19 protein-coding genes are annotated in these 26,958 nt (G+C 33.3%); 11 read left to right on the top strand and 8 right to left on the bottom strand.

What is annotated here, in order from left to right:
- Positions 1-71 precede the first annotated feature (71 nt).
- Both HM986_RS01250 and HM986_RS01245 read left to right on the top strand, forming a co-directional pair.
- Positions 72-3,044, top strand: a complete 2,973-nt coding sequence (locus HM986_RS01250; protein WP_179333269.1) for a SusC/RagA family TonB-linked outer membrane protein — start codon at positions 72-74, stop codon at positions 3,042-3,044.
- Positions 3,045-3,100: 56 nt separating this feature from the next.
- Positions 3,101-4,576, top strand: a complete 1,476-nt coding sequence (locus tag HM986_RS01245; RefSeq protein WP_179333268.1) for a RagB/SusD family nutrient uptake outer membrane protein — start codon at positions 3,101-3,103, stop codon at positions 4,574-4,576.
- Between the two features lie 616 nt (positions 4,577-5,192).
- Here HM986_RS01245 and HM986_RS01240 read toward each other — a convergent pair.
- The 3 genes from HM986_RS01240 to HM986_RS01230 form a co-directional block, all read right to left on the bottom strand.
- Complete coding sequence (locus HM986_RS01240) at positions 5,193-5,621, bottom strand: organic hydroperoxide resistance protein (RefSeq protein ID WP_179333267.1); 429 nt, start codon at positions 5,619-5,621, stop codon at positions 5,193-5,195.
- 272 nt (positions 5,622-5,893) lie between these two features.
- Positions 5,894-7,078 carry a DUF748 domain-containing protein gene (locus tag HM986_RS01235; RefSeq protein WP_179333266.1) on the bottom strand — a complete coding sequence of 395 codons (1,185 nt, stop codon included), beginning with the start codon at positions 7,076-7,078 and terminating at the stop codon, positions 5,894-5,896.
- Positions 7,079-7,194: 116 nt separating this feature from the next.
- Positions 7,195-7,347, bottom strand: a complete 153-nt coding sequence (locus HM986_RS01230) for an SsrA-binding protein (RefSeq protein ID WP_179333265.1) — start codon at positions 7,345-7,347, stop codon at positions 7,195-7,197.
- 563 nt (positions 7,348-7,910) lie between these two features.
- On the opposite strand from HM986_RS01230, the gene HM986_RS01225 reads away from it, so the two are divergent.
- Positions 7,911-9,872: an endonuclease gene (locus tag HM986_RS01225; RefSeq protein ID WP_179333264.1), complete on the top strand. Its 1,962-nt coding sequence runs from the start codon at positions 7,911-7,913 to the stop codon at positions 9,870-9,872.
- 81 nt (positions 9,873-9,953) lie between these two features.
- Here the strand turns inward: HM986_RS01225 and HM986_RS01220 are convergent, their stop codons facing one another.
- Positions 9,954-12,308, bottom strand: a complete 2,355-nt coding sequence (locus tag HM986_RS01220) for a M56 family metallopeptidase (protein ID WP_179333263.1) — start codon at positions 12,306-12,308, stop codon at positions 9,954-9,956.
- Between the two features lie 2 nt (positions 12,309-12,310).
- Positions 12,311-12,670 carry a BlaI/MecI/CopY family transcriptional regulator gene (locus HM986_RS01215; RefSeq protein ID WP_179334364.1) on the bottom strand — a complete coding sequence of 120 codons (360 nt, stop codon included), beginning with the start codon at positions 12,668-12,670 and terminating at the stop codon, positions 12,311-12,313.
- 167 nt (positions 12,671-12,837) lie between these two features.
- On the opposite strand from HM986_RS01215, the gene HM986_RS01210 reads away from it, so the two are divergent.
- A complete protein-coding gene (locus HM986_RS01210) occupies positions 12,838-13,788 on the top strand; it encodes a calcium/sodium antiporter (protein ID WP_179333262.1) in 951 nt (316 codons plus the stop codon).
- Between the two features lie 416 nt (positions 13,789-14,204).
- Here the strand turns inward: HM986_RS01210 and HM986_RS01205 are convergent, their stop codons facing one another.
- The gene (locus HM986_RS01205; RefSeq protein WP_179333261.1) at positions 14,205-16,046 is read right to left on the bottom strand and encodes a T9SS type A sorting domain-containing protein; all 1,842 of its coding nucleotides are present in this window, start codon (positions 16,044-16,046) and stop codon (positions 14,205-14,207) included.
- 419 nt (positions 16,047-16,465) lie between these two features.
- Positions 16,466-17,491 carry a glutamine synthetase beta-grasp domain-containing protein gene (locus tag HM986_RS01200; protein ID WP_179333260.1) on the bottom strand — a complete coding sequence of 342 codons (1,026 nt, stop codon included), beginning with the start codon at positions 17,489-17,491 and terminating at the stop codon, positions 16,466-16,468.
- Between the two features lie 179 nt (positions 17,492-17,670).
- On the opposite strand from HM986_RS01200, the gene HM986_RS01195 reads away from it, so the two are divergent.
- From HM986_RS01195 to HM986_RS01180, 4 genes are all read left to right on the top strand, one after another.
- The gene (locus tag HM986_RS01195; RefSeq protein WP_179333259.1) at positions 17,671-19,857 is read left to right on the top strand and encodes a glutamine synthetase III family protein; all 2,187 of its coding nucleotides are present in this window, start codon (positions 17,671-17,673) and stop codon (positions 19,855-19,857) included.
- A 226-nt stretch (positions 19,858-20,083) separates the two neighbouring features.
- Positions 20,084-20,224 (top strand): hypothetical protein, encoded by a 141-nt coding sequence (locus HM986_RS01190; protein WP_179333258.1) that lies wholly within the window; start codon positions 20,084-20,086, stop codon positions 20,222-20,224.
- 411 nt (positions 20,225-20,635) lie between these two features.
- A complete protein-coding gene (locus tag HM986_RS01185) occupies positions 20,636-21,814 on the top strand; it encodes an AIR synthase related protein (RefSeq protein ID WP_179333257.1) in 1,179 nt (392 codons plus the stop codon).
- A 10-nt stretch (positions 21,815-21,824) separates the two neighbouring features.
- Positions 21,825-22,829 carry a DUF3078 domain-containing protein gene (locus HM986_RS01180; protein WP_179333256.1) on the top strand — a complete coding sequence of 335 codons (1,005 nt, stop codon included), beginning with the start codon at positions 21,825-21,827 and terminating at the stop codon, positions 22,827-22,829.
- Positions 22,830-22,843: 14 nt separating this feature from the next.
- On the opposite strand, the gene HM986_RS01175 is transcribed toward HM986_RS01180, so the two are convergent.
- Positions 22,844-23,335 (bottom strand): P-loop NTPase family protein, encoded by a 492-nt coding sequence (locus HM986_RS01175; RefSeq protein ID WP_246288439.1) that lies wholly within the window; start codon positions 23,333-23,335, stop codon positions 22,844-22,846.
- Between the two features lie 682 nt (positions 23,336-24,017).
- Between HM986_RS01175 and prfA the strand changes: the two genes are divergently transcribed.
- From prfA to HM986_RS01160, 3 genes are all read left to right on the top strand, one after another.
- Positions 24,018-25,097 (top strand): peptide chain release factor 1, encoded by a 1,080-nt coding sequence (gene prfA, locus HM986_RS01170; RefSeq protein ID WP_179333255.1) that lies wholly within the window; start codon positions 24,018-24,020, stop codon positions 25,095-25,097.
- 33 nt (positions 25,098-25,130) lie between these two features.
- Positions 25,131-25,940 carry an orotidine-5'-phosphate decarboxylase gene (gene pyrF, locus HM986_RS01165; RefSeq protein ID WP_179333254.1) on the top strand — a complete coding sequence of 270 codons (810 nt, stop codon included), beginning with the start codon at positions 25,131-25,133 and terminating at the stop codon, positions 25,938-25,940.
- A gap of 104 nt (positions 25,941-26,044) precedes the next feature.
- Positions 26,045-26,827 carry an ABC transporter substrate-binding protein gene (locus HM986_RS01160; protein ID WP_179333253.1) on the top strand — a complete coding sequence of 261 codons (783 nt, stop codon included), beginning with the start codon at positions 26,045-26,047 and terminating at the stop codon, positions 26,825-26,827.
- Positions 26,828-26,958: the final 131 nt, after the last annotated feature.

Below are 26,958 nucleotides of genomic sequence, written 5' to 3'. Positions count from 1 at the left end.
AGATCTATCTCTGTATTTGACACGTATCTAGTGAAGTACTAATTAACAAAAACTTTAGAAAAAAAAATTTCATGAATAAATTTATATTATCATTTATTATAGTGAATTCATTTCTTTTTGGAGGCATAACTACTGTGTTTGGCCAAGAATTAAATGTTACTGGAATTATTAAGGGAGCTGATGGTATGCCGCTGCCTGGAGCAAATATTATAGAAAAAGGTACCAAAAATGGTGTTCAGACAGATATTGATGGACAATTCACAATCGATTTAATAGATCGTAACGCCACAATTGTAATATCATTTATTGGTTTTACAACACAAGAAATTCCTGTTAACGGACAAGAAACCTTAGATATAACATTAGAGAATGCAGATACAGCGCTTGAGGATGTTTTAATCGTCGGTTATGGAAGCGTAAAGAAAAGTGATTTAACCGGTGCTGTATCGCAGGTTAGTTCTAAAGAAGTCAATGCCTTTCCTTCAGGATCTGTTATGCAATCATTGCAAGGTAGAGCAGCAGGTGTTCAGGTGTCACAAAATACAGGAGCCCCAGGTGCTGGATTCAGTGTAAGGATTAGGGGATCTAATTCAATTCAAGGAAATAATGACCCTTTATATGTTATAGATGGTTTTCCTTTTTCTGGAAGTCCTACAAACTTAAATAATTCAGACATAGAAAGTATTGAGGTTCTTAAAGATGCTTCAGCAACCGCCATTTATGGTTCGCGAGGTGCGAATGGAGTTGTACTAATTACTACTAAAAAGGGAAGAGATGGTGCAACTAAAGTAGAAATAGAAAGTAGTTATTCTATACAGCAGCGATCGTCAAAATTAGATTTGCTTAATGGTACCGAATATGCGGATTTTATGAATTTACAAGCACAAAATGATGGTTTAGATCCTTACTTTACGTCACAAGAAGTTGCTGGATTTGGAGAGGGATTTGATTGGCAAGATTTTGTTTATCGTGAAGGTAATATTCAAACAAATTCAGTTAATCTAAGTGGTGGTGATGAAAGAACCCAGTTCTCTATGGGAGGTAGTATTTTTAATAATGAAGGTATTATAAAAGGAAGTGATTATAAAAGATATTCTGTACGCCTCAATTTAACACATAGACTAAATGATAAAGTAAAGATAGATTGGTCTAACTCACTATCGTATTTAGACACCAGAAGAAAAGATAGCAGTGGTGGCAGTCGAGGCGGTTCACTTATTGGTGCCTCTATTTCTGCAGCGCCTATATCAACGCCATATAACGATGATGGAACTTACCGCGTGTTATCTACACAATATCCTTTCATAGCTCCGGATATTGTTAATCCAATTAATTTTATTAACGAGAATAGTTATAGGATTCAAGCCAATGTTGTATTGAGTAACTTGGCTTTTGTTTATAATCCGACACCCGAATTAACACTTAAAATTTCAGGGGGTATAGAAAATAGAGATGATAGAGCAGATGGGTATACTACGCGTAATTTTTTTAATTCTGACGGATCTGCAAGTGTTTCAACAAATCAACAACGAAGTTTATTAAGTGAGAATACAATAACGTATCAAAAAATATTTAATGATAAACATGCCTTCACTGCTCTAGCAGGTATCACCTATCAAAATTTCAAAAACACTAATTTAGCAGGAAGTGGTTTAGGTTTTATAAGTGATGTTTTTGAGTCTAATCAATTACAAAGTGCCGAAAATCCTGGTATTCCATCAACAGGATATTCAGATTCTTCATTAATGTCCTATCTCGGTCGGATAAACTATAGTTTTAATGATCGCTATTTGTTAACCTTAAGTATGAGAAGTGATGGATCTTCAAGATATAGTGAAGGTGAAAAATGGGGTAATTTTCCTTCAGCAGCATTAGCTTGGAAAGCAAGCGAAGAAAGCTTTATAGATAATTTAAATATTTTTTCAGAACTAAAATTTCGTGGCAGTTGGGGCTTAGTAGGTAGCCAAGCCATAAGTCCGTATACAACGTTAAACATATTGTCTTCAGGATATACAGTTTTTGATGACGAATTATACAATACATTGGCGCCAGGTTCTAGACTGCCTAATGATTTAAAATGGGAAACGACAGAGCAATTGAATGTGGGAGTGGATGCTGGGTTCTTTAATAACAGATTGTCTTTAACCTTAGATTATTACGTAAAAAATACTGAAGACCTTTTAAACACAGTTAGACTACCAAGTTCTACAGGGTATCTTTCATCAATAAGAAATATAGGCGAGGTTGAGAATAAGGGAATCGAATTAGGTATAAGTGGAGATATATTTAGAGGTGATTTTAAATGGAACCTTGCTGCAAATATTTCAGCAAACCGAAATAAGGTTATTAAACTTAACGGAGGTGAGGATATTTTAACTTCGAATATTTCATTATTGGCTGTTCAAGATAATGTTTCCATACTGAGAGAGGGAAGACCCATAGGACAGTTTTGGGGGTATTTAGAAGATGGTTATACCGATGAAGGTCAGATTAATATTGTAGATTTAAATGAGGATGGGGTAATTTCAGCAGAAGATAAAACATATATTGGGGATCCTAATGCTGATTTTATCTACGGTATCAATTCAGAAATGAGTTATAAGAATTTCAATTTATCATTTTTTATTCAGGGATCGGAAGGAAACGATATTTTTAATGTAAGTGCTATTCCTGTAACCATGGATTACGGACAGGGGTTAAACACATTGCGTGAAGTCTATCAAGATAATTGGAGCCCTACAAATACAGATGCTAAATATCCTCTAGTAAGCAGAAGTACCTCTGCATATGTTTCAGACCGATGGATAGAAGATGGATCATATATACGTCTTAAAAACATTGAGTTAGCTTATTCTATTCCACTTGATTATGATTTTATGGAAAAAGCACAAGTCTATATTAGTGGTCAAAACCTTGTTACTATAACAAATTATTCTTGGTTAGATCCTGAAGTGAACTCTCAAGGGGCTGGTAGTCCAGGAATTGATTATTTATCATACCCTGTAGCTAAAGGGTTTACTTTAGGCTTAAGAATGGTTTTCTAAAAAAAAAAACATTAATAAATAGCAATTTTTTTATTATTAAAATTTATATAATTAACATGAAAAATTTAGAAATCACTATATATAATTTCATAAAAAACTTAAAAATTAATACTAATTTCATCGGTATATTGGTAACTCTAATTGTGTTTAGTAGCTGCAGTTTAGATGAGAATCCACAAACGGTTGTAGAAGAGAATTTTTACAATACTGCGGAAGAGTTAGAAATTGCCATGAATGCTTCTTATTCACCACTTAGAGGTTCATATGCGGAACAAATAGCTGTTTTAGATGCACATACAGATTGGGGTTATGGACGCGGAAGTAGAGCGGATTATAATGATTTTCAGGGATTTAATTCGGCAAATATCAATGTGGCTGGTTTACGCTGGAATGCATTTTATCAAAGTATTAGAAATGCCAATTTAGTGATTAGAAATGCCCCTTTAGGGTCCGATGTCACTCAAGAGGAAATTGATCTAATCGTCAGTGAAGCTAAATTTTTAAGAGCCTTAAATTATTTTATCCTAGTTAGAAATTGGGGAGGTGTACCAATAAGAACAGATGTAAATTATGAACAACCTGATTTAGTTAAAAGTACTGCGGAGGACGTGTACGACTTTATCCTTCAGGATTTGCAAGAGGCTGAAGAAATGCTACCTGAGATAGCAAGAAACGCAGGTCGACCATCAACATATGCGGTAAAAAGTTTAATGGCAGATGTGTTCTTAACATTAGGAATGTACCCTGAGGCGGCTGCAAAAGCCAAAGAAGTTATTGATTCAAATCAGTTTTCTTTAGTTCCTGCTACTTCAATTGAAGACTTACAATATGATTTGTTTGGACCAGAAATAGTGAGTTCTACAGAAGAAATTTTCTCTCTTAAGTATACTAGAGAATTGAATCAAGGTAATTTTCTGTTATTTATTTTAAATCATCCAAGTACCAACTTATTTAACTTTGGCGGTGCCTATGCACATTATAGTGAGTCTACAAATCCTTTTTATATAAATTGGGATGATAATGATTTACGAAAAGCGTTATGGGATCAAATAGATTTTGGTTTAGGACCTAATACGTTGGTATCTAAAAAATATGTAGACCAGTTTGCTGTAAACAATAGTGGGGCAGGAAATGACCTTCCGGTTTACCGATTTGCAGAAGTACTTTTAATATATGCAGAAGCATCAGCTAGAGACGCAGGAGCGCCTACAACAGAAGGTGTGGAAGCATTAAATTTTGTACATCGAAGAGCTTTTGGACAAGATATTTATTCGTCTAATGCGATAGATTTTATTGCGGCAGATTATGATTTGAATTCTTTTGTAGATTTAGTCTTAGACGAGCGTGCTTATGAGTTTATTTTTGAAGGGAAACGTTGGTATGATTTAAAACGAACCAATAAGGCTGCTGAAACCATTTTGAATGTTAAAGGGATTACAATCGCTGAAAAACATTATTTGTGGCCGATTCCAAATTCTGAAATCGACTATAATGATTCTATGAGTAGTGGAGATCAAAATCCGGGGTATTAAATTAGACTATTATAAATTGGATAGTAAAAAAGTGTGTGAAGTAATCGATCGTTACTTTACACACTTTTTTTTTATTTAAAAAAAGCTGATTTCGAATTTTAGAGTAAGCAAATTTAATTAACGACGTGTTATATAAGACACCGTAAGCGAAAATTTGATAAAGTAAAGGGATTAAGAAATGACCAAAATTTTTGTTGCGAGAGTGTTCTGCTTGATGTGTAATGCTCAGTTTTTTATGAATTGTTCCTGTTTCTGAATGTTGTCTTTATAATCAAGGGAAAGAGAAGTGGAGCTTTTATAGTCCTATAAACTTCAATAATGATAGTTTCTATCAATTAAGTATGTGAAAACTAAGGATTGTTTATGGGAAACTATATATAATTAGAACAATAAGAGCATGTGTTTATCCTGCAAACATAAAAAGAAAGTCCCGAAGAATTGAACATTATGAATGCCAACACTTAAATGAAATTTAAGCTGGATTTAATAAGAAACGATATCAATTTAGTAACTGAACAGAATTTACAGTATACTAAAGTTGTAAAATAAAAAAAGTCTACACCAATTTTAAAAGGTGTAGACAACTTTAAGTTTTAACTTTTAGAATAACTAATAATTATTCGTCTAGTAACAAATTTAAATTTACTGTAATATTATCACGTGTAGCTTTACTAAATGGGCAGGCCTCATGCGCTTTTTCGACTAAGTCTTGTCCTGTTTCTAGATCCACTCCAGGAATATAACAGTCTAAAGTGGCTTCTAGGAAAAAGCCATCTTCATCTTGGCAGAATCCAATAATTGCTGTAACACTCAATGCTTCTTCGTCAATTTCTATCCCTTCATTTTTTGCGACCGATTGCAAAGCGCCTCCAAAACATGCTGCGTAAGCTCCTCCAAAGAGTTGTTCTGGGTTTGTACCAGTTCCACCTTTACCTCCCATTGATTTTGGAACGGATAAATTATGATCTAATGGTCCTTCTTTAGAAGTAATGTGTCCTGTTCTTCCGCCTTCGGCTTTTGTAGTAGCTTCATATAATGTTTTCATTCTGTCTCGTTTTTATATTAATGTCTTAAATATACTGAGATACAATAAAGTGAAGAAATGTACACTCATAAATTTCTCATAAAATCAGACTATACAAGTATATATTAGTCGTTAGTCTAATATAAACCCTCGATAAAACTATGTTAAAGGTGTAATTATTTATTAGATTAGAATGGGACTTTGCTTTTATGATTTTTAGACGATTACTAGAAAAATTACAAAAAAGTAATTTACAGAAAAAGTATTCCAACTAAAACATTTGGCAATATAAGTTAGTCATTTTTATTTTGTTGACGTGTTTCACGACGCTCTTCGCGTCGTTCCTTTCTTAGTTCTTTCTTTTCTTCAGAGGTAAGACCTTTACTTTCTTGTGCATCTCTAAAAGCATCTTTATATTCGATACTTTCATCAGTTTCTCCTTTAAAGGCTTTAATCCAACCATTTTTAAATATTCCACCTACAGAAGTCCAAATTCCAGCTTCAAGGTTATTAAGATCACCTTCAATAGGAACTTCTGTTGCTATAGTATCTGTACTTTGGTTCTTTAAAATAAATTTGAAAAAACTAGTAAATCCTTCCCATAGTATTTCTAAGAAACTATCCTCTTTACCAATCATGGTTGAATTAGTTAAAAGCGGTTTTATATAGCCTTTCATGTAGCCGTCTGCTATTGCCATTTCACTAAAAACTTCAAAAATTCCGGTTTCAAAATCTATTCCTGCATAGTGGCTAGTAAGTGCATTAAGCGCTTTGGCTTCAGCATTTTCTAATGCAAAGGCAATATCCATATCAGGTATATCCTTAAATAGATTTAAATTTCCATCTAGCTTTACATTTCCGTTTCCAAATGAAACCGCAGTGGCATGTATTGGTGATGGTAGAATGCGTTCTTCTTCAGTGACATTTCTTAAGTTATCGGCGGTGAGATATAGATTATTTAATTGTAAATCTATGTTCGGATCTGCATTTAGACCCACCATGGCAATTTTGCCTTCCACGATTTCAAAGTGGTTAATTTCTAAAGGAACTAAGTCATCCAAAGCTTTTGTCCAATCTTCTGCTTCAGTTTCTCCTTCTTTTGGAGTGGTTTCTTGGTCTTCTAAAACATAGATTACTTCTGGGTTTGTCATAATGATTTCTGCAACTACAGCACCATCAAAAAGCGCACTCCATTCCACCGAGATCTCTGTTTTTGGAAAATTTAGAAATGGCACTTGAGTTTCAGCATCTACTTTATTTAGGTATAAACCGTCAATAACATATGCTCCACGATATAAGGAAATATCAATGTCTTCTACTTGACCATAATAACCAGGAATATCAGCCAACACCTCATTAATATAATCTTTGGCCCAAATTGGGAGGTATAATCTGCCCCCAATAAGTATTAAAACTATTAATAGAGGTATTATAATTCGCTTTCTTTTATAAAACGGACGTTTAGATGTATTCGACATTTTCTATCACTATTACACAACCGATAAAATAAAGGTTGAAAATTATTATATAGTAATATGGCAATTACTTAGGACTAATGGAAACAATTAACTTATTTTTTTATAATAAGTATGCTTTATTCAATTGCATGTTTGGTGACATATACACGCCAACCTATTATAGCAAGCTGAAGTTTAGACGCTTTGCTAAGGTCTAATTGTTTTTTAGTGTAAGAAGGAAGTATGGCTTTATTGAGTTTCGCCAAAATTTTAAAGATTTTAGTTTTCATAGTGTATTGAATAATAAATCTTTAACAAAAATAGTAAAACTTATTCTAGAACTAAGCTTTACAAGTTTTTGGTCAGTGGTTAAGTTGGGTTTCTTTTTTAGATTGATGAAATAATAATTTCAATAATCAATTTAGCTAGTGTCATCATAATTTTAAGTTTAGAGGTTAATAAAATAGGTTATTTATTTGATTGAGTTTTCAATATATAATCTAAACTATATTCCTCCAAACAATTAGGATTAAATCGACGAATTTGGATTCGTATTTATAACTAAAAAGATGATTTATGTTTTAATATTATGTGACCTGTCTATCTTAAGGTTATATTTTGTAATGTTTAAAGTTGATTAAGATTATATTTTGATACTTTTTAAGAGCTTTTTTTAGGTGATAATTCAAACCGTAGAGGGTTTTCGTTAATAAAATGGTTAAATCTGAATAGTTTGTCTTTATTCCGAAAATTTTCCATGATATATTTCATGTTTTATTTAAGCTGTTTTTTGTATTTAATTTTATCATAACAGCTGGAGATAATAATAAAACTATATTTGTAAAAAAAAAAGATGAAGAAAATTACGATTTTAGTATTGCTATTAATTTCTGGATTTAGCTGGTCTCAAGTTCTAGTGATTAATGAACTAGAACCAGATAGTCCTAGTATAGATACTGAAGAGTTTATTGAGTTGAAATCAGAAACACCAAATTTTTCAACAGATGGATACATATTGGTGTTCTTCAATGGATCGAGTAGTGGTGGAGACTCTAGTTATTTCGTTTACGATTTAAATGGCTTAACAACGGATATTAATGGTTTGTTAGTTGTAGGAAGTGCCAATGTGACCCCTTTTCCACAATCATTAATGTCTGAAAATGTAATTCAGAATGGACCAGATGCCGTGGGAATTTATCAAGCTTCAGTAAATGATTTCCCAGAAGAAACGGTAGCAACTCAAGTCAATTTGATTGATGCTATGGTTTATGGGACTAATGATTCTGATGCCACAGGTTTATTGGAGAAGCTAGGTGAAACACTTCAACATAATGACAGTGGTACTAATGCGAATCCAAAATCTATTCAACGTTTTGTGGATGAAATGGGGAATGTAACGTTTGCGTCTGCAACTCCAACAGCAAGAAGAGAGAATGACGGATCTGGTATTGCTATTACTGCGATAGCCATCTCAGTCACAGAAACACAGATTGGTGAAGGTGAGGCTTTTGATATTATGTTTACATCAGACACACAGATTACTTCAGATTTAAACTTTAATGTTAGTTTAGATAATTACGGTTTTAATACCTCAGATTATACTGGTAATACAAGTATAACAATTTTATCTGGTGAAACTACAGCGAGCACCACAATTACGATAGTTGATGATGCGGATGATGAAGGTGATGAGGTCTTGAAAATTAGATTTATAGATTTAGTTGAGCCCGTTATTGCAAATAATGGAGATATCGAAGTGCGAGTTGTAGATAATGATTTTACAGTCGCAGCTTGGGGGACACCTTTGGATCCCACATACGGCATTGTAGAAAGCACACAACCAAACGGCTACTATAGTAATTTAGATGGTTTAGCCGATGTAGAACTGCGACAAGCCTTACAAGATATTGTTGCAGACCCAAGTATTGTTAGAGCACAAACGTATGCTGATGTTATTGATATTTTAAATGAAGCAGATGAAAACCCGGAAAATAGCAATGAGGTTTGGTTGGTGTATTTAGAAGAAGGACGTGCTAAGTTAGATATTCAAACCAATTCATTAAGTACAGGGAAGTGGAATAGAGAACATACATTTCCGAGATCTAGAGGAGGATTTGATAGTATAGAGGAAGATGAAATTGCAGATGGTATAGATGTATATTGGACAACTAAAGCAGATTCCTTACGTCACGGGAATTCTGATGTGCACGCATTAAGAGCTGCGGATGGACCTGAGAATAGTAGTCGTAATAATCGATTTTATGGCGAATATAACGGACCAGCTGGTACGGCAGGTAAGTTTAAGGGAGATGTAGCAAGAAGCGTATTTTATATGGCTGTGCGTTACAATGGTTTAGAAATTGTAAATGGTTTTCCTGAAAGCAATGTTGGTGAGTTCGGTGATTTAGCAACCTTGTTAGATTGGCATAGAAATGATCCACCAGACGATTTTGAAATGAATAGAAATAACGTGATTTATAACTGGCAGTTTAACAGAAACCCATTTATAGATCAGCCAGATATGATAGAATATATTTGGGGAAACAGAATAGGTGAAGATTGGGATCAAACCTTAAATGTTACTGATAAGACAGAGCTTAAGGTGGTTATATTTCCTAATCCAACAACAGGACGTGTTTACATTACGGGTGTAAATGCAACAGTAGATGTTGACGTTTATTCTATAGATGGAAAACTTTTAAAACAATCACAACCTGTTGAGGAGTATATAGATTTAGATGTGGCTTCTGGTTTGTATTTATTGAAGTTAACAAGTGAGAATCGTTCTGTAATTAAGAAGGTTATTGTCGATTAAAGTATTGTAGTATTTCAATAAAAAAAGCCAAACTGAATTTAAACAGTTTGGCTTTTTTTTGTGTTTGAGATGATGTAAATCTCACCCTTTAGTTCTTGCAATTAAAGTGCCTTCTGATTTTCCAAATTCTATATTTGGAATACCATCAGTGACTTTCCAGGTAGCACTACTTTTAAAACCTTTTCCATCTTCGAGGCTAATTTTTATACTTGTAATATCACCTGATGTGTTGCGTTTTAATTTTGAATAATTAACGCTAATTCCAATGTTTTCGAGATTTGCTTTATGGCTGTCTAAGACGTCATCTGTTGTATATTTTGAAATATAAGCGATAGAGGCATTTTTTGAAGAATCTTCGTCATCTATAAAAGTAATATTTGTTAATTCTGATCTCGTAATTTGAAGTGGTTTATCTTTTTTTAAGAGGTTTATACTTTCTTTTGTTATTAATTCAATGACTCCATTTTTACCTTTTTCACCATATTTGTTTATGGCTTTTTCATCTTTTAAAACAGTCATACTTTCAATGATTTCAGCCGACATGGATTTTAAATAGTCCGACGAAACTTCTTTACCATTAACAATAACTAAGGGCTTTGGGTTTTTATTAGATTGATATGTAATATTTTTATACGCTTTTTGGGGTTGATGTATAATAATCTCTTCGCTAATATTATTAATCTTTAAAGTTTTACCTCCTTCATAATAATGATCGGACTTTACTTTAGACAAATTTTCGACTACGGTTGAATCGATTGAAAAGTAAATAGAATCGTTTGTATGTGTCTTTTGGTTTGCTATTTTAAAATATAACGTATCATTTGAGTGGTCATCAGAAGTTGATTTTTCTGAATTATATACCATTATAGTTTCTTCAACATGCTCTTCTTTTGTCAATGCACCAACCTTAGCGCTTCCATCCTTTTCCATCTTAAAATAAAAAGGTGTAATTCCATTTTTATCCTTAGAACTATAGTTAATTGGACCATTTTTGGTGACAAAATCTATGCTAATTTCTGAAATTTCATCGTTACTATTGCGCTCTAATTGTTTGATTAACATAGTCACATTTTTAGATTGTAATCTTTTTTTAATCGCGTTTATGCCATCTGTAGTTATGTCTTTAGTAAAGTGTACTTGTATAATTTTGGATAACTTGGTGGTTGTAGGCCGAGATAACAAACTATGTTGTGATAATAGGTTGTTAACTCGAGTAGAGAAAGAACCCGAAATTTCATTGCTTTTTTGTGCTTTTAAAAGACTATCCATGTTAAATACGCCATTACCATATCTGCCGATAAAACTTGCGTTTTCTTCGAATAACTCTTTGTAAATCAAAAAGGCTTCTATGGCCTTGTCATTAATTGATTCAAAAGTAGAGCCTGGTAATTTTACCGTGATGGAAGTAATTTCATCATGGCTATTTCGTTTGAGATTATGAATCTGAAAATCAATTTCTTTACGTTTAAAAGCTGTTTTAATCTTTTCTAATTCTGAATCTTTTGAGTTTTTTGTAATTATTGTAATTATTTTCTCTTGATTAGCGGAAGTTTTACTAGTTACTGGAGCGGTTTCAACATAAATAGTTTCGGTATTCATGCTCATTAATAAACCGGCTAAAAGGGGTAGAATTAATAGATACTTGAATTGATTGCTTTTGTGTGATCTCGATTTGTTTAACATAAGGATTCGTTTTTTGATTGATGAATTATAAAAGTTGTTAGATAATATGGTGTCGTGATTAGCGACACTAGTTTTTAATAATAAATGCTGATAATCCTTTTTAGCGTTAGAATTATTTTGACTTTTAAAATCAGCTATATATTCTAAGTTTTGTCGGACTTCTTTTCTGTATAACCAAATTAAAGGGTTAAACCAAAAGGCAACACAGGCTAATTGTGTGAGTAGAATATCTATGGAATGTAATTGGTTAACATGAACTTTTTCATGGGCTAGAATAAGTTGAAGTTCTTCCTCTTTATAAGAATTAGGGTTATATACAATCCATTTAAAAAATGAAAACGGTGAAATTTTAGTTTTTACAATCACATAAGTAAAATGTCGTTCTTTATGTTTTGGGTTTTTTAGAAGAAGTAAAACTAAGGATCCAAACTGAAGGACAAATTGAATTAAAAATACAGATAATCCAATGCCATATAATATAGGTATAAGTTTAAACCAATCAAATGCAACTTCAGGTTGTGTTTGAGTCACAAAAGTTGAAGGTAATGTTTGAATAAATGCTGTTTCTTGAATTGCTATAGGTTCTATAGGAATATAAACAGGAATTATAATTAACGGAAAAACCAAGGCCAAAAGTAAGCCTGATAAAAGAAACCATCGGTTGTGCTCAAAAAAAGTTTCTTTTCTCAAAAAAAAGTAAAAACATACATACATTATGGCAATTACGGCGGATGCTTTTAATAGATATTCCATAATTATTTTTTGTTTTCTATTAAGGCAATAATCTCTTTTAACTCATCGATACTAATTTTCTCTTCCTTAGCAAAAAATGAAACCACGTTTTTATAAGAATTATTGAAGTAATTTTCAATAGCAGTATTCATAAACTTAGTTTTGTAGTCTTCTTTAGTTACAATAGGATAGTACTGATGCGTTTTTCCGTACGCATTATAACTAACATAGCCTTTTTCTTCTAAATGTCGTATAATGGTAGAAAGCGTGTTGTAATGTGGTTTGCCTGCTGGCATCTCTGCTAATACATCTTTTACAAAAGCTTTTTCCAACTTCCATAATATGTGCATTATTTCTTCTTCTTTATTGGTTAGCTTTTGCATAGGAATAAAATCTAATATTAATCTTGAATTCAAAAATACAACTATTTTTGTAGTTATACAACTGTAAAAATAGTTATATAACGTAAAATATAGTTTTAGTAGGTGTAAAAATGAAATATTATCTTTGCGCTTTAAAGGAAACAAGTAATTAAAAATATCGATAGAAGATGAGTGTGTTAATGGTTATTGCAGGATTAGCGTTGTTAGTAGTTGGAGGAGATTTTTTGGTTAGAGCGTCTGTTGGTTTGTCTTTTAAACTTAAGTTATCTAAGTTGGTTATTGGTATGACGGTTGTGTCTTTTGCGACATCTGCACCAGAATTATTAGTGAGTTTGCAGGCTGCTTTAGAGGGGGTTTCTGATATTGCTTTAGGAAACGTTATTGGATCTAATATTGCTAATATCGGTTTGGTTTTGGGAATCACAGCTATTATTTCTCCGCTAGCGGTGGATCGCGAGTTTTATAAACTGAATTGGCCAATGATGATGCTATTGTCATTTGTGCTTTATTATTTCCTGAAAAATGATGGTGTATTAACGGCTATTGAAGGCTTGTTAATGATGATTTCTTTGGTAGTCTTTTTAGTGGTTTTAATTAGAAGCTCTAGGAAATCCACCAAAGCAAACATAGAAGAAGTGGATGATGCGCTCGCGGTCGTTTCTAATTTTAAAATTATAATGTGGCTACTAATTGGTGCTGCAGGATTATATTTTGGTTCTCTTTGGTTAGTAGATGGCGCTAAAGAATTGGCGATGTCCATAGGGATTAGTGATTACGCTATCTCTGTTACTGTTATTGCAATTGGTACAAGTGTCCCAGAGCTAGCAGCTTCTGTTATTGCTGCGTTAAAGAAAGAAAAAGCTATTTCATTAGGAAACCTTATTGGTTCCAATATATTTAATATCGCTTCAGTATTAGGTCTTACGGCTATGATAAAACCTATCGTCGTTAATCCTGATACACCTGAGATATTATCCACAAATATTTTTTGGATGATTGGTTTTGCTGCGATTTTAATTCCATTTATAATCATTCCAAAGCGTTTTGAAATTGGAAGAGTCAAAGGAATGTTGTTATTCGGTTCTTATTTAGTGTTTATATATATAGCACTTAGATAACTATTTGATTTTGATTATTGGCATAGTGGTTATTTCAAAATAACAAAGTATTAAAAAAAAAAAAGCCTCACGGAACTATTATTGTTGTTGTGAGGCTTTCTTAAGTACGAGAATGACAAAGAGTTCTCTTGTGTAGGGACCTATTTAGTAATGCCATATAGAACGCATTTTTATAAGCTTATATCGGATTGATTTAAAAACTAAACTGCTCACATTAAATTAGGGTATAGTAAATAAATTAAGTTAATGTTCTTGGGGAGATTAAATCATTATTACACCAACCTGCTAAAAGCGATGTTAGAATAGTTTTACATCTCTCTTAAATTAAGCAAAGCCGTTAAGTAAATGGAAAAAGAAAGCCTCCTGAAATATATTTCAGGAGGCTTTTATATAGTATTACGAATAAGCTATTCTACTTATTTTGTAACAACAAACTTTTTAGTGATGCTTGAGTTTCCAGTTGTAATTTTGTATACATATAAACCTGCTGCTAAATTACTAGCATTAAATTCTGCTTTGTATACTTTACCTGGGTAAGCCTCCTCGTTGAATATACGACCAACATTACGACCGTTAATATCAAATACCTCTATCGATACGTTACCAGTTGTTTGAGGTGTAAATTCAATATAAGATACACCATTTGTTGGGTTGGGGTATGTTGTAAAGCCTAGTTCTTCAGCATTTACTGTATTTACACTAAGTAAACGTTGTTGTTCAGCGTAAGCTTGGTAATCAAATTCTTCGCAAGTTCCTATTGCAATTACACCATCAAGATCATAGCCGTCTTCTGTTGTTGATAATTCGTCATTATTTACAATTTTCACATAATAGATGAAGCTAAAACCACCAGCATCTGAGATATCAATTGTATTATCTGATTTACATACAGTACCTGCAAAATGGTAGTTAATATCATCAGCAGAAACATAAACGTTAGCATATTCTTTATAACTGTCACATCCTAAATAGTTTCCAAAAGTAGTTTCAACAATTACTAAGTCTGGACCTTCTTGGTTGTAAACAGCTCCACCGAATGTTAAAGTAACTTCACCACCATATCCTAATGATGTAAATACATAGTCATCAGTTGATTCTGGCTCACCAAGTACATTACTAGGAGTTTCAGTTCTAATAGCGTCAATAACACCACCATTCTTTTTAGTTCCTTCTACGTAGTTAAAATAATCAGAGGCGTAACATCCAGCTGGTGTTGGTAACATTGGTTCGTTACAGCCTGTTAAAGCAACAACTCCATCTAAATCAAAACCATCATCAGAAATAGATCCACTAGGAGTTGTATCTATAATCTTTACCTCTGTAATATAAGATAAGAAAATAGGTGCGTTGCTGATGTCTAAATCGCCAGCATCATCAGTGAGAACTGATCCTATAAGGTAAAAATCTATACCATTCTGAGATACATAAATATCAGCAGATTCTGGGTAGCTCGAAAATGAAGCGTTACCAAATGTAGTTTCAACAACTTCAATATCTGGACCTTCATTATTATATACAACACCATCAAAAGTTATTGTAACTTCTCCTCCGTAACCTAATGATAAAAAGTTTAAAGAATCATCCATTTCAGGTTGACCTAAAGCTTTGTTTGTGTCCATGCGCTCAGCAACTGTTAATGCATTTCCATTGCTGTCTAATCCTGGGATATAGTTTAAAGCTCCTGAACCATAACAAACATCGCTAGGAATTTCTTCACAACCATTAACGGCTTCAACACCATCTAAATCGTAACCATCACCAGATCCATATGTCGTATCTGTAATTCTAATTTGAGTTACGTAATCTAAAGCGATGCCGTCTAAGTCTATTGATCCGTCACGACAAACAGTACCGTATTGCACCCAAGTCTCGCCATCTTGAGACAACTCTACTAATGCAGTTTCATCGTCACCTCTACCGCAAGAATCTCCAGAGAATGAAGTTTCATAAATCATGATGTCTGTTCCAGCTTGGTTGTATACCGCTCCGCCTAATGCAAGAGTAATACTTCCCTTTATACCTAAACTATAAAATCCACTAGGAGCATTTGATTTGTCTGGTGTGTTTAAAGCAGCATTAACATCAGAACGATCTGCATGTACAGGGGTTTCATCTGAACGATTACCTTGGTTTGATGCTATCACTTCAATAGCATTACAGCTGTCTTGTGAACTCCCTTGAAAGGCATTCATATTAATTGTCATAAAAGTAGCAGCTCCACACAATATAGGAAGTAGGTGCTTAGTAAAATTTTTCATAAATAATTGAATTTGGTTAATAACACTGTAATATTATAACCGTGTACACAGGTAGCCTAAAAAAAGCGAAGACTACCTGAAAAAGTCGGTAAAATGAAATATTTTACTTTGAAAAACAGATTTTATCGTTGTAAGGAAATACGCCTTGGTTCTTATATTTTGTTTTTAGAAACACATTAGTATGAGTTAATTACTGTAATTGGAGTTATGGAAAAGCGTATAGGATTTGTAAATTTGTAGTGAAATTTGTTGCTTTGAAAATTATTTTACCAAAGCTAAAGATGGATGTAAAGTGTGAGAGGGTATTTGTAAATGAATACGCGATGGGATGTATTTGAATCTTTACATATAGTAAGGAGTAAAAAAGTCGTCTAGAAAAATATATTCTAGACGACTTTAAATGTTTATTAAGTTGCTAATTAAGAAATGTCAGCACTCTTTACTGTTTTAACAATTCTACCTGCAATTTTGTATGGGTCACCATTAGAAGCTGGTCTTCTATCTTCTAACCAACCTTTCCAGCCTTTTTCAACGGCGATAATTGGAATACGTATTGAAGCTCCTCTATCTGAAATTCCCCAAGAGAAATCATTAATGGACGCCGTTTCATGCAAGCCAGTTAAACGTTGGTCGTTAAACTCTCCATAAACAGCAATATGTTCTTTTACTACAGGACGGAAAGCTTCACAAATTTTAGCGTAAGTTTCTTTGTCTCCACATGTTCTTAATACTTCATTAGAGAAGTTAGCATGCATACCAGAACCATTCCAGTCCATATCTTTACCCAGTGGTTTTGGGTGGTAATCAATATAGTAGCCGTACTTCTCTGTTAATCGGTCTAATAAATATCTAGCAATCCAAATTTCATCTCCTGCTTTTTTAGCCCCTTTTGCAAATAATTGGAACTCCCACTGACCAGAAGCAACTTCTTGATTAATACCTTCAAAGTTTAAGCCAGCATCAATACATAAATCAGCATGCTTTTCAACTAAACCTCTACCATGTGTATTTTTTCCTCCAACAGAGCAATAATACATACCTTGTGGTGCAGGGTATCCACCTATTGGAAATCCTAAAGGTAATTGTGTTTTGGTATCCATGATGAAATACTCTTGCTCAAAACCAAACCAGAAATCATTATCGTCATCATCAATAGTAGCTCTACCATTAGAAACGTGAGGTGTTCCGTCCGCATTTAAAACCTCTGTCATTACTAAATACCCGTTGATTCTATCTGGATCTGGATAAATAGCTACAGGTTTTAATAAACAGTCAGATGCTCCACCTTCAGCTTGTCTAGTAGATGATCCGTCAAAAGACCACATGCCTAACTCTTCTATAGTTCCTTTAAAGTCTTCGTGCTCTTCTACTTTGGTTTTACTTCTCATGTTTTGAGTTGGGAAGTAACCATCTAACCAAATGTATTCTAATTTAATTTTTGCCATAATGATTGTTTTGTTTATGAGATAATAATGATACAAATATTGCTATTTTTTTTTACTCATCAAAAAAAATGGGGTTATTTAGGTAATTTGTGTCGGATTATTGCAGACTACCCTAATTTTGTATGGGTAATTGTCTATTTTTTAAATATTTTGTATTTTTGACCTTAAAAATTAATAATATGTCAACACTTAGATTTCATGCTGTAAAAGCATCTTTAAAGAGAAAGCCATTAGAAATTAAGGAAAAGAAACGTCGATCTGAAATCTTTGGTTCTAATGTGTTCAATGAGGTAGCAATGCGTCAATATTTAACTAAGACAGCGCTAAATAGTGTTTTAGAGGCCATTGAAAAAGGGACTAAAATAAACCGTCTTGTAGCAGATCATATTTCTACAGGAATGAAGGAATGGGCAATTAATAAAGGAGCAACACATTATACACATTGGTTTCAACCATTAACTGGTGCCACAGCAGAAAAACATGATGCGTTTTTTGAAACTATCGGAGATGGATTAGCTATTGAAAAATTTGGTGGAAACCAGTTAGTACAACAAGAACCGGATGCTTCTAGTTTTCCAAATGGAGGTATTAGAAATACGTTTGAAGCCAGAGGTTATACTGCATGGGATCCTACATCACCCGCTTTCATATATGATAAAACATTATGCATTCCAACGGTGTTTGTATCATATACTGGTGAAGCATTAGATTTTAAAACTCCACTCTTAAGAGCTTTACAGGCGGTGGATAATGCTGCTGTTTCAGTATGTAAATATTTTGATAAAAATGTAAAGACCGTCAGAACGTCGTTAGGTTGGGAGCAAGAATATTTTCTAATAGATACAGCCTTGGCTATATCTAGACCAGATATTTTATTAACAGGAAGGACGTTGTTGGGACATTCACCAGCAAAAGGTCAGCAATTAGATGATCATTATTTTGGTACCATACCAGCAAGAGCAATGGCTTATATGCGAGATTTAGAACATCAATGTATGTTGTTGGGAATTCCTGTTAAAACAAGGCATAATGAGGTGGCTCCAAATCAATTTGAACTGGCTCCTATATTTGAAGAAGCGAATTTGGCAGTTGATCATAATTCATTATTAATGGACATTATGCAGAAAATTGCAAAGCGTCATAATTTTACTGTGCTTATGCACGAAAAACCGTTTGCAGGTGTAAATGGTTCGGGGAAGCACAACAACTGGAGTTTGTCTACTAATACAGGAATCAATTTATTGTCCCCAGGGAAAACTCCAATGAGTAATCTTCAGTTCTTAACCTTCTTTATAAACACGATTAAAGCGGTGCAAACTCATGAAGAGTTGCTAAGAGCAGCGATTGCTTCTGCAAGTAATGATCATCGTTTGGGGGCTAATGAGGCGCCTCCTGCAATTATTTCAATTTTTATTGGGGATCAGCTCACAAAAGTGCTCAGTGAATTAGAAACTGTGACTAAGGGGAAATTATCACCTAAGGAGAAAACAGACCTAAAGCTTAATGTGGTAGGTAAAATACCAGAAGTGATATTAGATAATACAGATAGAAACAGAACATCATCATTTGCCTTTACAGGTAATAAATTTGAGTTTAGAGCAGTGGGTTCTACAGCAAACTGTGCTAACCCTATGACTGTTTTAAGTACTATCGTTGCAAAACAATTAATAGACTTTAAAGTTGAAGTTGATGAATTGATTGAAGGAAAAGGAATGAAAAAGGATGATGCTATCTTTAATGTCATAAGAGAGTATATTAAAACATCTAAAGCTATTCTATTTGAAGGTAACGGTTATAGTGAAGAATGGGAAAAGGAAGCTAAAAAGCGTGGGTTAAGTAATAATAAAACCACACCTGAAGCTTTAAAGATAAAAAAAGCTAAATCCACTATAGAGCTTTTTGACAGTTTAAAAGTGATGAATAAAGTGGAGTCTGAAGCGCGCTACGAAATAGAAATGGAAGATTATATTCATCATGTCCAAATAGAAAGTAGGGTAATTGGAGATATTGCCAGAAATCATGTTGTGCCAACAGCTGTGAGGTATCAAAATATTCTAATAGAAAATGTAACAGGTCTTAAAACTATCTATGGAGATCGCTTTAAAGATTTTGCGAAAGCCCAACTTATTCTTATTGAGCAAATATCGGAGCATATCGAAACGATAAATGCAACAGTGACTAAAATGACTGAGACGAGAAAATCCATCAATAAGGAAAATAGTTTAGAGAAGAAAGCTGATGGGTATTGTAATAAGGTAAAGCCCTTTTTTGAAGATATTAGGTATCATTGTGATAAATTAGAATTAATGATTGATGATGAGTTATGGCCCTTAACAAAATATAGAGAGCTTTTATTTACTAAATAATTAGTCTAATGTAGCTTACGAGGATTTAAAGCGATAAATCCACACGATGAAATACGTATATATACGTACAACTTACCATGATAAAATAGTATTTTGTGCAGTTTGTCGATTACATTAAACTAGTTGTCGAAAAGGTGGCGGTATCACGTGAAATAATTGGGGGTAGACCTTTTAACGATATGTTTGTTTAGTATCTTTGTAGGGCTATTAATCAATATTTGTAAAAATGAAAAAGTTACTACTTAGTGTAGCAATTCTTGTTGGCGCAACGCTTATTTTATCTCAAGACAATTCTAGTGAATTAAAGAATGTAAATAATGATGAGGTTGTAAGTGTTCAGCTAGAGCTACCAGTCGGCAGATCTTAAAAATTAAGATAAAATTATCAGGTAATATTTACCTTCTAGACTATAAGATAAAATCGATTTTTCGGTTTTATCTTTTTTTTTTTTTTTTTTTTTCAATAATAGTGATTCTAATACTATAGCCATGAAAGCTAATTCTGTAATAATGGAGGGTGACTATCCAAAATCAAAGTCCGACCTGTGCTATGGGGTCTATTATAAGCATTAGGTTGTCAGTCGTTCTACTACCAATGTTTTATATGAAAAGTACAACGTTACTAAGTAGTAGATTTGGTGTTAGTTTGTACTCCGGTGATAATAAGGAAAGAAAGTTTTATGGAGAAAAATGAAAACTGTTATTAATTCCAACCTAATCATTCCTTATAATTAAACGCAATCCTTATTTTTGCAACACCAATACAAATAATTCGTACAATGAGTAATTCTGTGAGTAAAAGATATGCGCAACGAGGTGTTTCTGCTTCAAAAGAAGATGTCCATAATGCTATAAAAAATATTGATAAGGGCTTGTTTCCTAAAGCGTTCTGTAAAATAGTTCCGGATTATTTAACTAATGATTCTGATTATTGTTTAATAATGCATGCGGATGGGGCTGGTACAAAATCGTCTTTGGCATACATGTATTGGAAAGAGACTGGGGATATTTCAGTTTGGAAAGGTATTGCACAAGATGCGTTAATTATGAATATTGACGATTTATTATGTGTGGGAGCAACAGATCATATAATGTTGTCATCAACCATAGGTAGAAATAAGAATTTAATTCCTGGTGAAGTGATTTCCGCAATTATTAACGGAACTGAAGCATTAATTGAAGATTTAAAATCCTTTGGTGTTACGATTCATTCAACTGGTGGAGAAACTGCAGACGTTGGAGATATCGTAAGGACTATTATTGTAGATTCTACAGTGACAGCACGTATGAAGCGCTCAGACGTTATTGATAATGCTAATATTGTAGCAGGTGATGTAATTGTAGGTTTAGAGTCTTTTGGGCAAGCCTCTTACGAAACCGAATACAATGGTGGTATGGGGAGTAACGGATTAACATCAGCAAGGCACGATGTGTTTTCAAAATATTTAGCAGATAAATATCCTGAAAGCTTTGATGCTGCTGTGCCAGAAGATCTAGTGTATTCAGGTCAAATAAAATTAACAGATACTGTTGAGAACGCACCTACAGATGCAGGTAAGTTAGTGTTGTCACCGACACGGACTTACGCACCAATAATTAAAGAAATTTTGAATACATATAATAGTGATAGTATTCACGGCATGGTACACTGCAGTGGAGGGGCGCAAACGAAAATTCTTCATTTTATTGATGAACTTCATATTATAAAAGATAATATGTTTGAAGTTCCACCGTTATTTAAATTAATTCAAGAACAATCTAAAACAGATTGGAAAGAAATGTACCAGGTATTTAACTGCGGTCATCGTATGGAATTGTATGTTAAGCCAGAAGTAGCAAACGCTATCATTGAGATTTCAAAATCTTATAATGTAGACGCTAAAATTATAGGTCGTGTAGAAGCTTCCGATAAGAAACAGCTTACAATTAACAGTGAATACGGAACATTTAAGTATTAATTTTTTAAACATGAAAAACTATTCTTGGTTTTTATTTAGTGTATTTACCTTGTGCTCTAGTGTGCTTTTTGCACAACCGGATTCCTTATATTTTCAAAAGAAAAAGAATGAACCCATTCAATTAGGTTGGAGAACTAAAAAAGAAGTTGGTTTAACGCTTAATCAGGTGTCTTTTACAAATTGGAATTCAGGGGGAACCAATTCGATTTCGGGTATAATAATAGGGAAGGCAGAGGCAAAATATAAACAAGAAAAATGGTATTGGAATTCTAATTTTAATATTCGTTATGGTTTAAATAAACAAGAGGAATTAAATATTAGAAAAACAGAAGATGTTATAGAAGTGATTTCTAATGTGGGCTTAGAAAAAGACCCTAAAAGTAATTGGTTTTATTCAGCTAAATTTAGTTTTAATTCTCAGTTAGCAAACGGTTATAATTATCCCAATAGAGACGAACCTATTTCGAAATTCTTAGCTCCAGGATACATGTTCTTCGGTGCAGGTATGGAATATGGTCGGTTTATTGAACGCTTGTCATTTTACGTGTCTCCATTTACGCTAAAAACAACCTTTGTGTTAGATAATGATTTGGCTAATAGGGGAGCTTTTGGTGTTGATCCTGCTATTTATGATTTAGAAGGGAACATACTTAGGGATGGTAAAAAAATTAGGCAAGAATTAGGAATTTTATTAACGAATCAATACGAAGAAGAGCTTTTTGAGAATATAAAAGTAACCAGTCTGTTGCGATTGTATACTGATTATATTAATAGTTTTGGTAACATTGATGTAGAGTGGGAGCTCAATTTAGATATGAAAGTCAATAAGTTTGTTAAAGCAACCTTAGGGTCACACATTAGATATGATGATGATATAAAGGTTGAAGTCGAAACAAACGAAATTACCAATGAAGAAATAGTGATCGAAGGTCCAAAGCTACAATGGAAACAAATATTAGGTGTTGGTGTAGTGGTAGATTTAGATAAGATTATTAAGTCAAGTAGGTCATCTTAGATTATTAAAACGCTTCATAAGCTTCCTTCGCTTAAATAATTGTAGTCTTCAAGTTCAGTGAGTCTATCTATCTTTTTTGTCGTGCCATTTTTTAGCAAGTAGATGGTATCTGAAGCTTCAATAATGTGTTTATACATATGGTCGGAAATGATAATGATTTTAGTTTGCTTTTCTTCCGCGATTAATGTTTTCACGGTTTCAATATGCAAAGGAGATAAATGAGAAAAAGGCTCATCTAAAAATACGATTTCACTCTTTGTTTTTAGGATAATATAAGTTTCAAGGATACGTCTTTCACCTCCTGATAGTGCATTAAATCTAGAGTTTTTATAAATTGAAAATCCTTTAAAATGTTCAATAAATATATCCCAATCAACGCTATATAATTTAAAAATGAATGAGAGCTTCATTCCTCCGGGAATAAAATTATACTGTGGTAAGTATTGGGCAAGTCGTTTTGTGAACAATGGTTTACGAAGTGGTTTGCTATCTAGGCGGATAAGCATGTATTTTGGTTTAAGATTACCAAACGCAATATTGAGTAAACTACTTTTCCGCAGCCATTTCTACCTAAAATAGCCGTGACATTTCCAGTTTCGGCTTTGAGATAAATACCGTATAAAATACGTTTGTTTTTAAAGTAAAGCTCTACATTGTCTAATTCTAATATCAAATGGAAGTGATTTATATAAATTCTTTATATAGGGTTAGAAATAGAACCGTTAAAATGCAATCCACAATAAATAAAATAGAAAATAACTTAAAAGATGAAATGCCTAGATTTCTGTATAAGGTTAATTTTCGTTTATTAGAAGTTTCACTCACGTAATACCATGTAAAAACCGTAAGGAATAATTTGGTAAATATTGCAGGTACTACATACGGATTAAAAAACGCAATGATGATATTCACAATAAAAGACCAAACTACAAACGGTTTGTAAAAATTAAGTATAGCTAGAAATCGATACATACTAAATAGGTAACGTTCATTTTATGTATTTTATTCTTAAAATATGTTTTTGCCTATAACTTTCCTTAATTTGTTTACATATCGGTTTTAATAATGTTTAAGAAAAGAGCGAATTTCTATCATTTAAAACTTACATGGCTTTGTTCTTTATTCTAAAAGCGAAGCAGTCTTATATCTTAAAAAAATTGTATTTTTGAAATCCAATTTTGAAGAGAGATGTTAGAGAAAATACAGATTATAAAACAACGTTTTGATGAGGTAAACGACCTTATCATTCAACCAGATATTATATCAGATCAGCAACGCTACACTAAGCTGATGAAGGAATACAAGGATCTTAAGCTAATTGTAGATAAGGGTGAGATTTATAAAGAAGCTTTAGGTAATGTTTCTGAAGCTGAAGAAATTATTGCAGATGGTTCTGATGCCGAAATGGTAGATATGGCTAAAATGCAACTCGAAGAGGCAAAAGAAACAATCGATAAGCTAGAGGAAGAGATTCGTTTTATGTTGATTCCTAAAGATCCAGATGATGCTAAAAATGTCGTTGTTGAGGTGCGTGCAGGTACGGGTGGAGATGAAGCGAGTATTTTTGCTGGTGACTTATATCGAATGTATTCAAAATACTGCAGTGATAAAGGTTGGAGAGTCGATGTCGTAAGTCAGAGCGATGGAACATCTGGCGGCTTTAAAGAAATTATTTTTGAAGTTTCGGGTGAAGATGTGTACGGAACTCTAAAGTTTGAAGCTGGTGTACACCGTGTACAACGTGTGCCACAAACAGAAACTCAAGGTCGCGTACATACAAGTGCAGCAACCGTTATGGTATTGCCAGAAGCGGAAGAGTTTGATTATGAATTAGACATGACAGAAGTTCGTATAGAACGTACCACATCAACTGGTCCTGGGGGTCAGTCAGTGAATACTACGTATTCTGCTATTAAGTTACATCACGAACCGACTGGAATGATTGTAAGTTGTCAGGATCAAAAATCATCACACAAAAACTTAGAGAAAGCCTTAAAGGTTTTACGTTCACGTTTATACGATTTAGAACTCGCGAAGCAACAAGCTGCAGATTCTGAAAAACGTAAAAGTATGGTAAGCTCTGGTGATAGATCTGCTAAGATTAGAACTTACAACTATCCACAAGGGCGGGTTACTGACCATAGAGTACCTGGTTTAACACTTTACGATTTACAAAATATCATAAATGGTGATATTCAAAAAATAATAGACGAATTAATGTTAGCCGAAAACACAGAGTTGTTAAAGGCTAATGATGATGTAATTTAAATTGAAGCCTCTTTTTGAGGCTTTTTTTATACTATGACTACACAGCAACTTATAGACCAAATCAAAAAAAAGAAATCGTTCCTTTGCGTAGGATTAGACGGCGATTTAAATAAAGTTCCAAAACATTTATTAAAAGAAGAAGATCCCATCTTCGCTTTTAATAAAGCGATTATAGATGCGACACATCATCTTTGTGTTGCCTATAAACCCAATACGGCATTTTATGAAGCTTATGGTATAAAAGGCTGGCAAGCTTTAGAAAAAACAATCAACTATCTTAACGACAACCATCCCGAAATTTATACGATTGCAGATGCGAAACGTGGAGATATTGGGAATACAAGTACCATGTATGCTAAAGCGTTTTTTGAAGATTTAGGTTTTGATAGTGTTACCGTTGCACCTTATATGGGGAAAGATTCAGTAGAACCTTTTTTAGCTTTTAAGGATAAACACACCATACTTTTAGCCTTAACTTCAAATGAAGGAGCTTTTGATTTTCAAACAAAGTCAGTCGATGGAGTAGAATTGTATAAACAAGTTTTAGAAACGTCTAAATCTTGGGAAAATTCTGAAAACTTAATGTATGTCGTTGGTGCTACTAAAGCTGAGTTTTTAGCTGATATTAGAAAAATTATCCCAGATAGCTTTTTGTTAGTGCCTGGCGTTGGTGCGCAAGGCGGAAATCTTCAAGAGGTTTGTAAATATGGTATGAATAGTTCTGTTGGCTTATTAATTAATTCATCTCGAGGCATAATTTATGCATCTCAAGATGAGGATTTTGCAGAAGCTGCAGCTCAAAAAGCTAAAGAATTACAACTACAAATGGCTGTTGAATTGTGAACTGCCATTCCAAGGACATATGACGTGGGCATCTTTTGAAACAGAATTATAATTAAACAGATTGCTGTACTCAGGTTTTACTGAGCGTAGCCAAAGTATTCATAATGACATATATCGATCAACTTAAACGAGACATCCAACTAAACAAAACACCCAAGCGTATCATTTCTTTGGTGCCTTCTCAAACCGAATTGTTGGTAGATCTAGGTTTAGAATCTTCAATTGTTGGTGTGACAAAGTTTTGCGTTCATCCAAAACATCTTAGGATGTCTAAAGCTGTTGTTGGTGGTACAAAACAAATTAATATTGAAAAAATAGTAGCACTTCGTCCAGATATTATACTTTGCAATAAAGAGGAAAATACTAAGGAGATTATTGATAGTTTAGGAGAAGTTGCTCCAATTCACATAAGTGATATTTCTAATTTGGAAGATTGCTTTGAGCTCATTAACATGTATGGTGAGATTTTTAATATTACAAGAACGACTTCAACTTTAGTGTCAAATATTCAATTAGAACGCGAAGCATTTCAACTTCAATTTCAAAATACAGAGAAGTTAAAAGTCGCTTATTTTATATGGAAAAAACCTTGGATGGTTGCGGCATCAGATAATTTTATAGATGCTATGATTACAGAAGCTGGTTTCATTAATGTTTATAGCGATGAAAAGCGCTATCCAGAAATTGACTTAGATAATCCAAAACTAAAAGAAGCCAATCTTATTCTTCTCTCTAGTGAACCGTTTCCGTTTAAAGATGAGCATATCCTAGAGTTGGAAGCTCAATTCCCAGAAAAAACGATAAAAATTGTAGATGGTGAATTGTTTTCGTGGTACGGTAGTCGCTTATTAAAGTCTTATACCTATTTTCAAACCCTTCATAATTAAACATAAAAAAGTCGATACCTAACTACAATATCGACTTCTAACTAACTAATCTAAGATCTAACTAACTCAATCTTTTTGCATTACAAAGATGGTAAGTTTGATTGTTTTAGAAGTTAAGAGAACGTTAGGAT

The sequence above is a fragment of the Winogradskyella costae genome (assembly GCF_013403865.1).
GTDB lineage: Bacteria > Bacteroidota > Bacteroidia > Flavobacteriales > Flavobacteriaceae > Winogradskyella > Winogradskyella costae.
Note: the sequence above shows the minus strand (reverse complement) of the source record. Positions and strands in the feature narration are given on the sequence as shown.

Coding starts and splice junctions, on each gene's coding strand:
- HM986_RS01185 (WP_179333257.1), top strand. CDS start 20,636: ATGAGTAATTCTGTGAGTAAAAGATATGCGCAACGAGGTGTTTCTGCT.
- HM986_RS01230 (WP_179333265.1), bottom strand. CDS start 7,347: ATGAAAACTAAAATCTTTAAAATTTTGGCGAAACTCAATAAAGCCATA.
- HM986_RS01240 (WP_179333267.1), bottom strand. CDS start 5,621: ATGAAAACATTATATGAAGCTACTACAAAAGCCGAAGGCGGAAGAACA.
- HM986_RS01220 (WP_179333263.1), bottom strand. CDS start 12,308: ATGGAATATCTATTAAAAGCATCCGCCGTAATTGCCATAATGTATGTA.
- HM986_RS01225 (WP_179333264.1), top strand. CDS start 7,911: ATGAAGAAAATTACGATTTTAGTATTGCTATTAATTTCTGGATTTAGC.
- HM986_RS01205 (WP_179333261.1), bottom strand. CDS start 16,046: ATGAAAAATTTTACTAAGCACCTACTTCCTATATTGTGTGGAGCTGCT.
- pyrF (WP_179333254.1), top strand. CDS start 25,131: ATGACTACACAGCAACTTATAGACCAAATCAAAAAAAAGAAATCGTTC.
- HM986_RS01215 (WP_179334364.1), bottom strand. CDS start 12,670: ATGCAAAAGCTAACCAATAAAGAAGAAGAAATAATGCACATATTATGG.
- HM986_RS01245 (WP_179333268.1), top strand. CDS start 3,101: ATGAAAAATTTAGAAATCACTATATATAATTTCATAAAAAACTTAAAA.
- HM986_RS01235 (WP_179333266.1), bottom strand. CDS start 7,078: ATGTCGAATACATCTAAACGTCCGTTTTATAAAAGAAAGCGAATTATA.
- HM986_RS01210 (WP_179333262.1), top strand. CDS start 12,838: ATGAGTGTGTTAATGGTTATTGCAGGATTAGCGTTGTTAGTAGTTGGA.
- prfA (WP_179333255.1), top strand. CDS start 24,018: ATGTTAGAGAAAATACAGATTATAAAACAACGTTTTGATGAGGTAAAC.
- HM986_RS01195 (WP_179333259.1), top strand. CDS start 17,671: ATGTCAACACTTAGATTTCATGCTGTAAAAGCATCTTTAAAGAGAAAG.
- HM986_RS01160 (WP_179333253.1), top strand. CDS start 26,045: ATGACATATATCGATCAACTTAAACGAGACATCCAACTAAACAAAACA.
- HM986_RS01200 (WP_179333260.1), bottom strand. CDS start 17,491: ATGGCAAAAATTAAATTAGAATACATTTGGTTAGATGGTTACTTCCCA.
- HM986_RS01250 (WP_179333269.1), top strand. CDS start 72: ATGAATAAATTTATATTATCATTTATTATAGTGAATTCATTTCTTTTT.
- HM986_RS01180 (WP_179333256.1), top strand. CDS start 21,825: ATGAAAAACTATTCTTGGTTTTTATTTAGTGTATTTACCTTGTGCTCT.
- HM986_RS01190 (WP_179333258.1), top strand. CDS start 20,084: ATGAAAAAGTTACTACTTAGTGTAGCAATTCTTGTTGGCGCAACGCTT.
- HM986_RS01175 (WP_246288439.1), bottom strand. CDS start 23,335: ATGCTTATCCGCCTAGATAGCAAACCACTTCGTAAACCATTGTTCACA.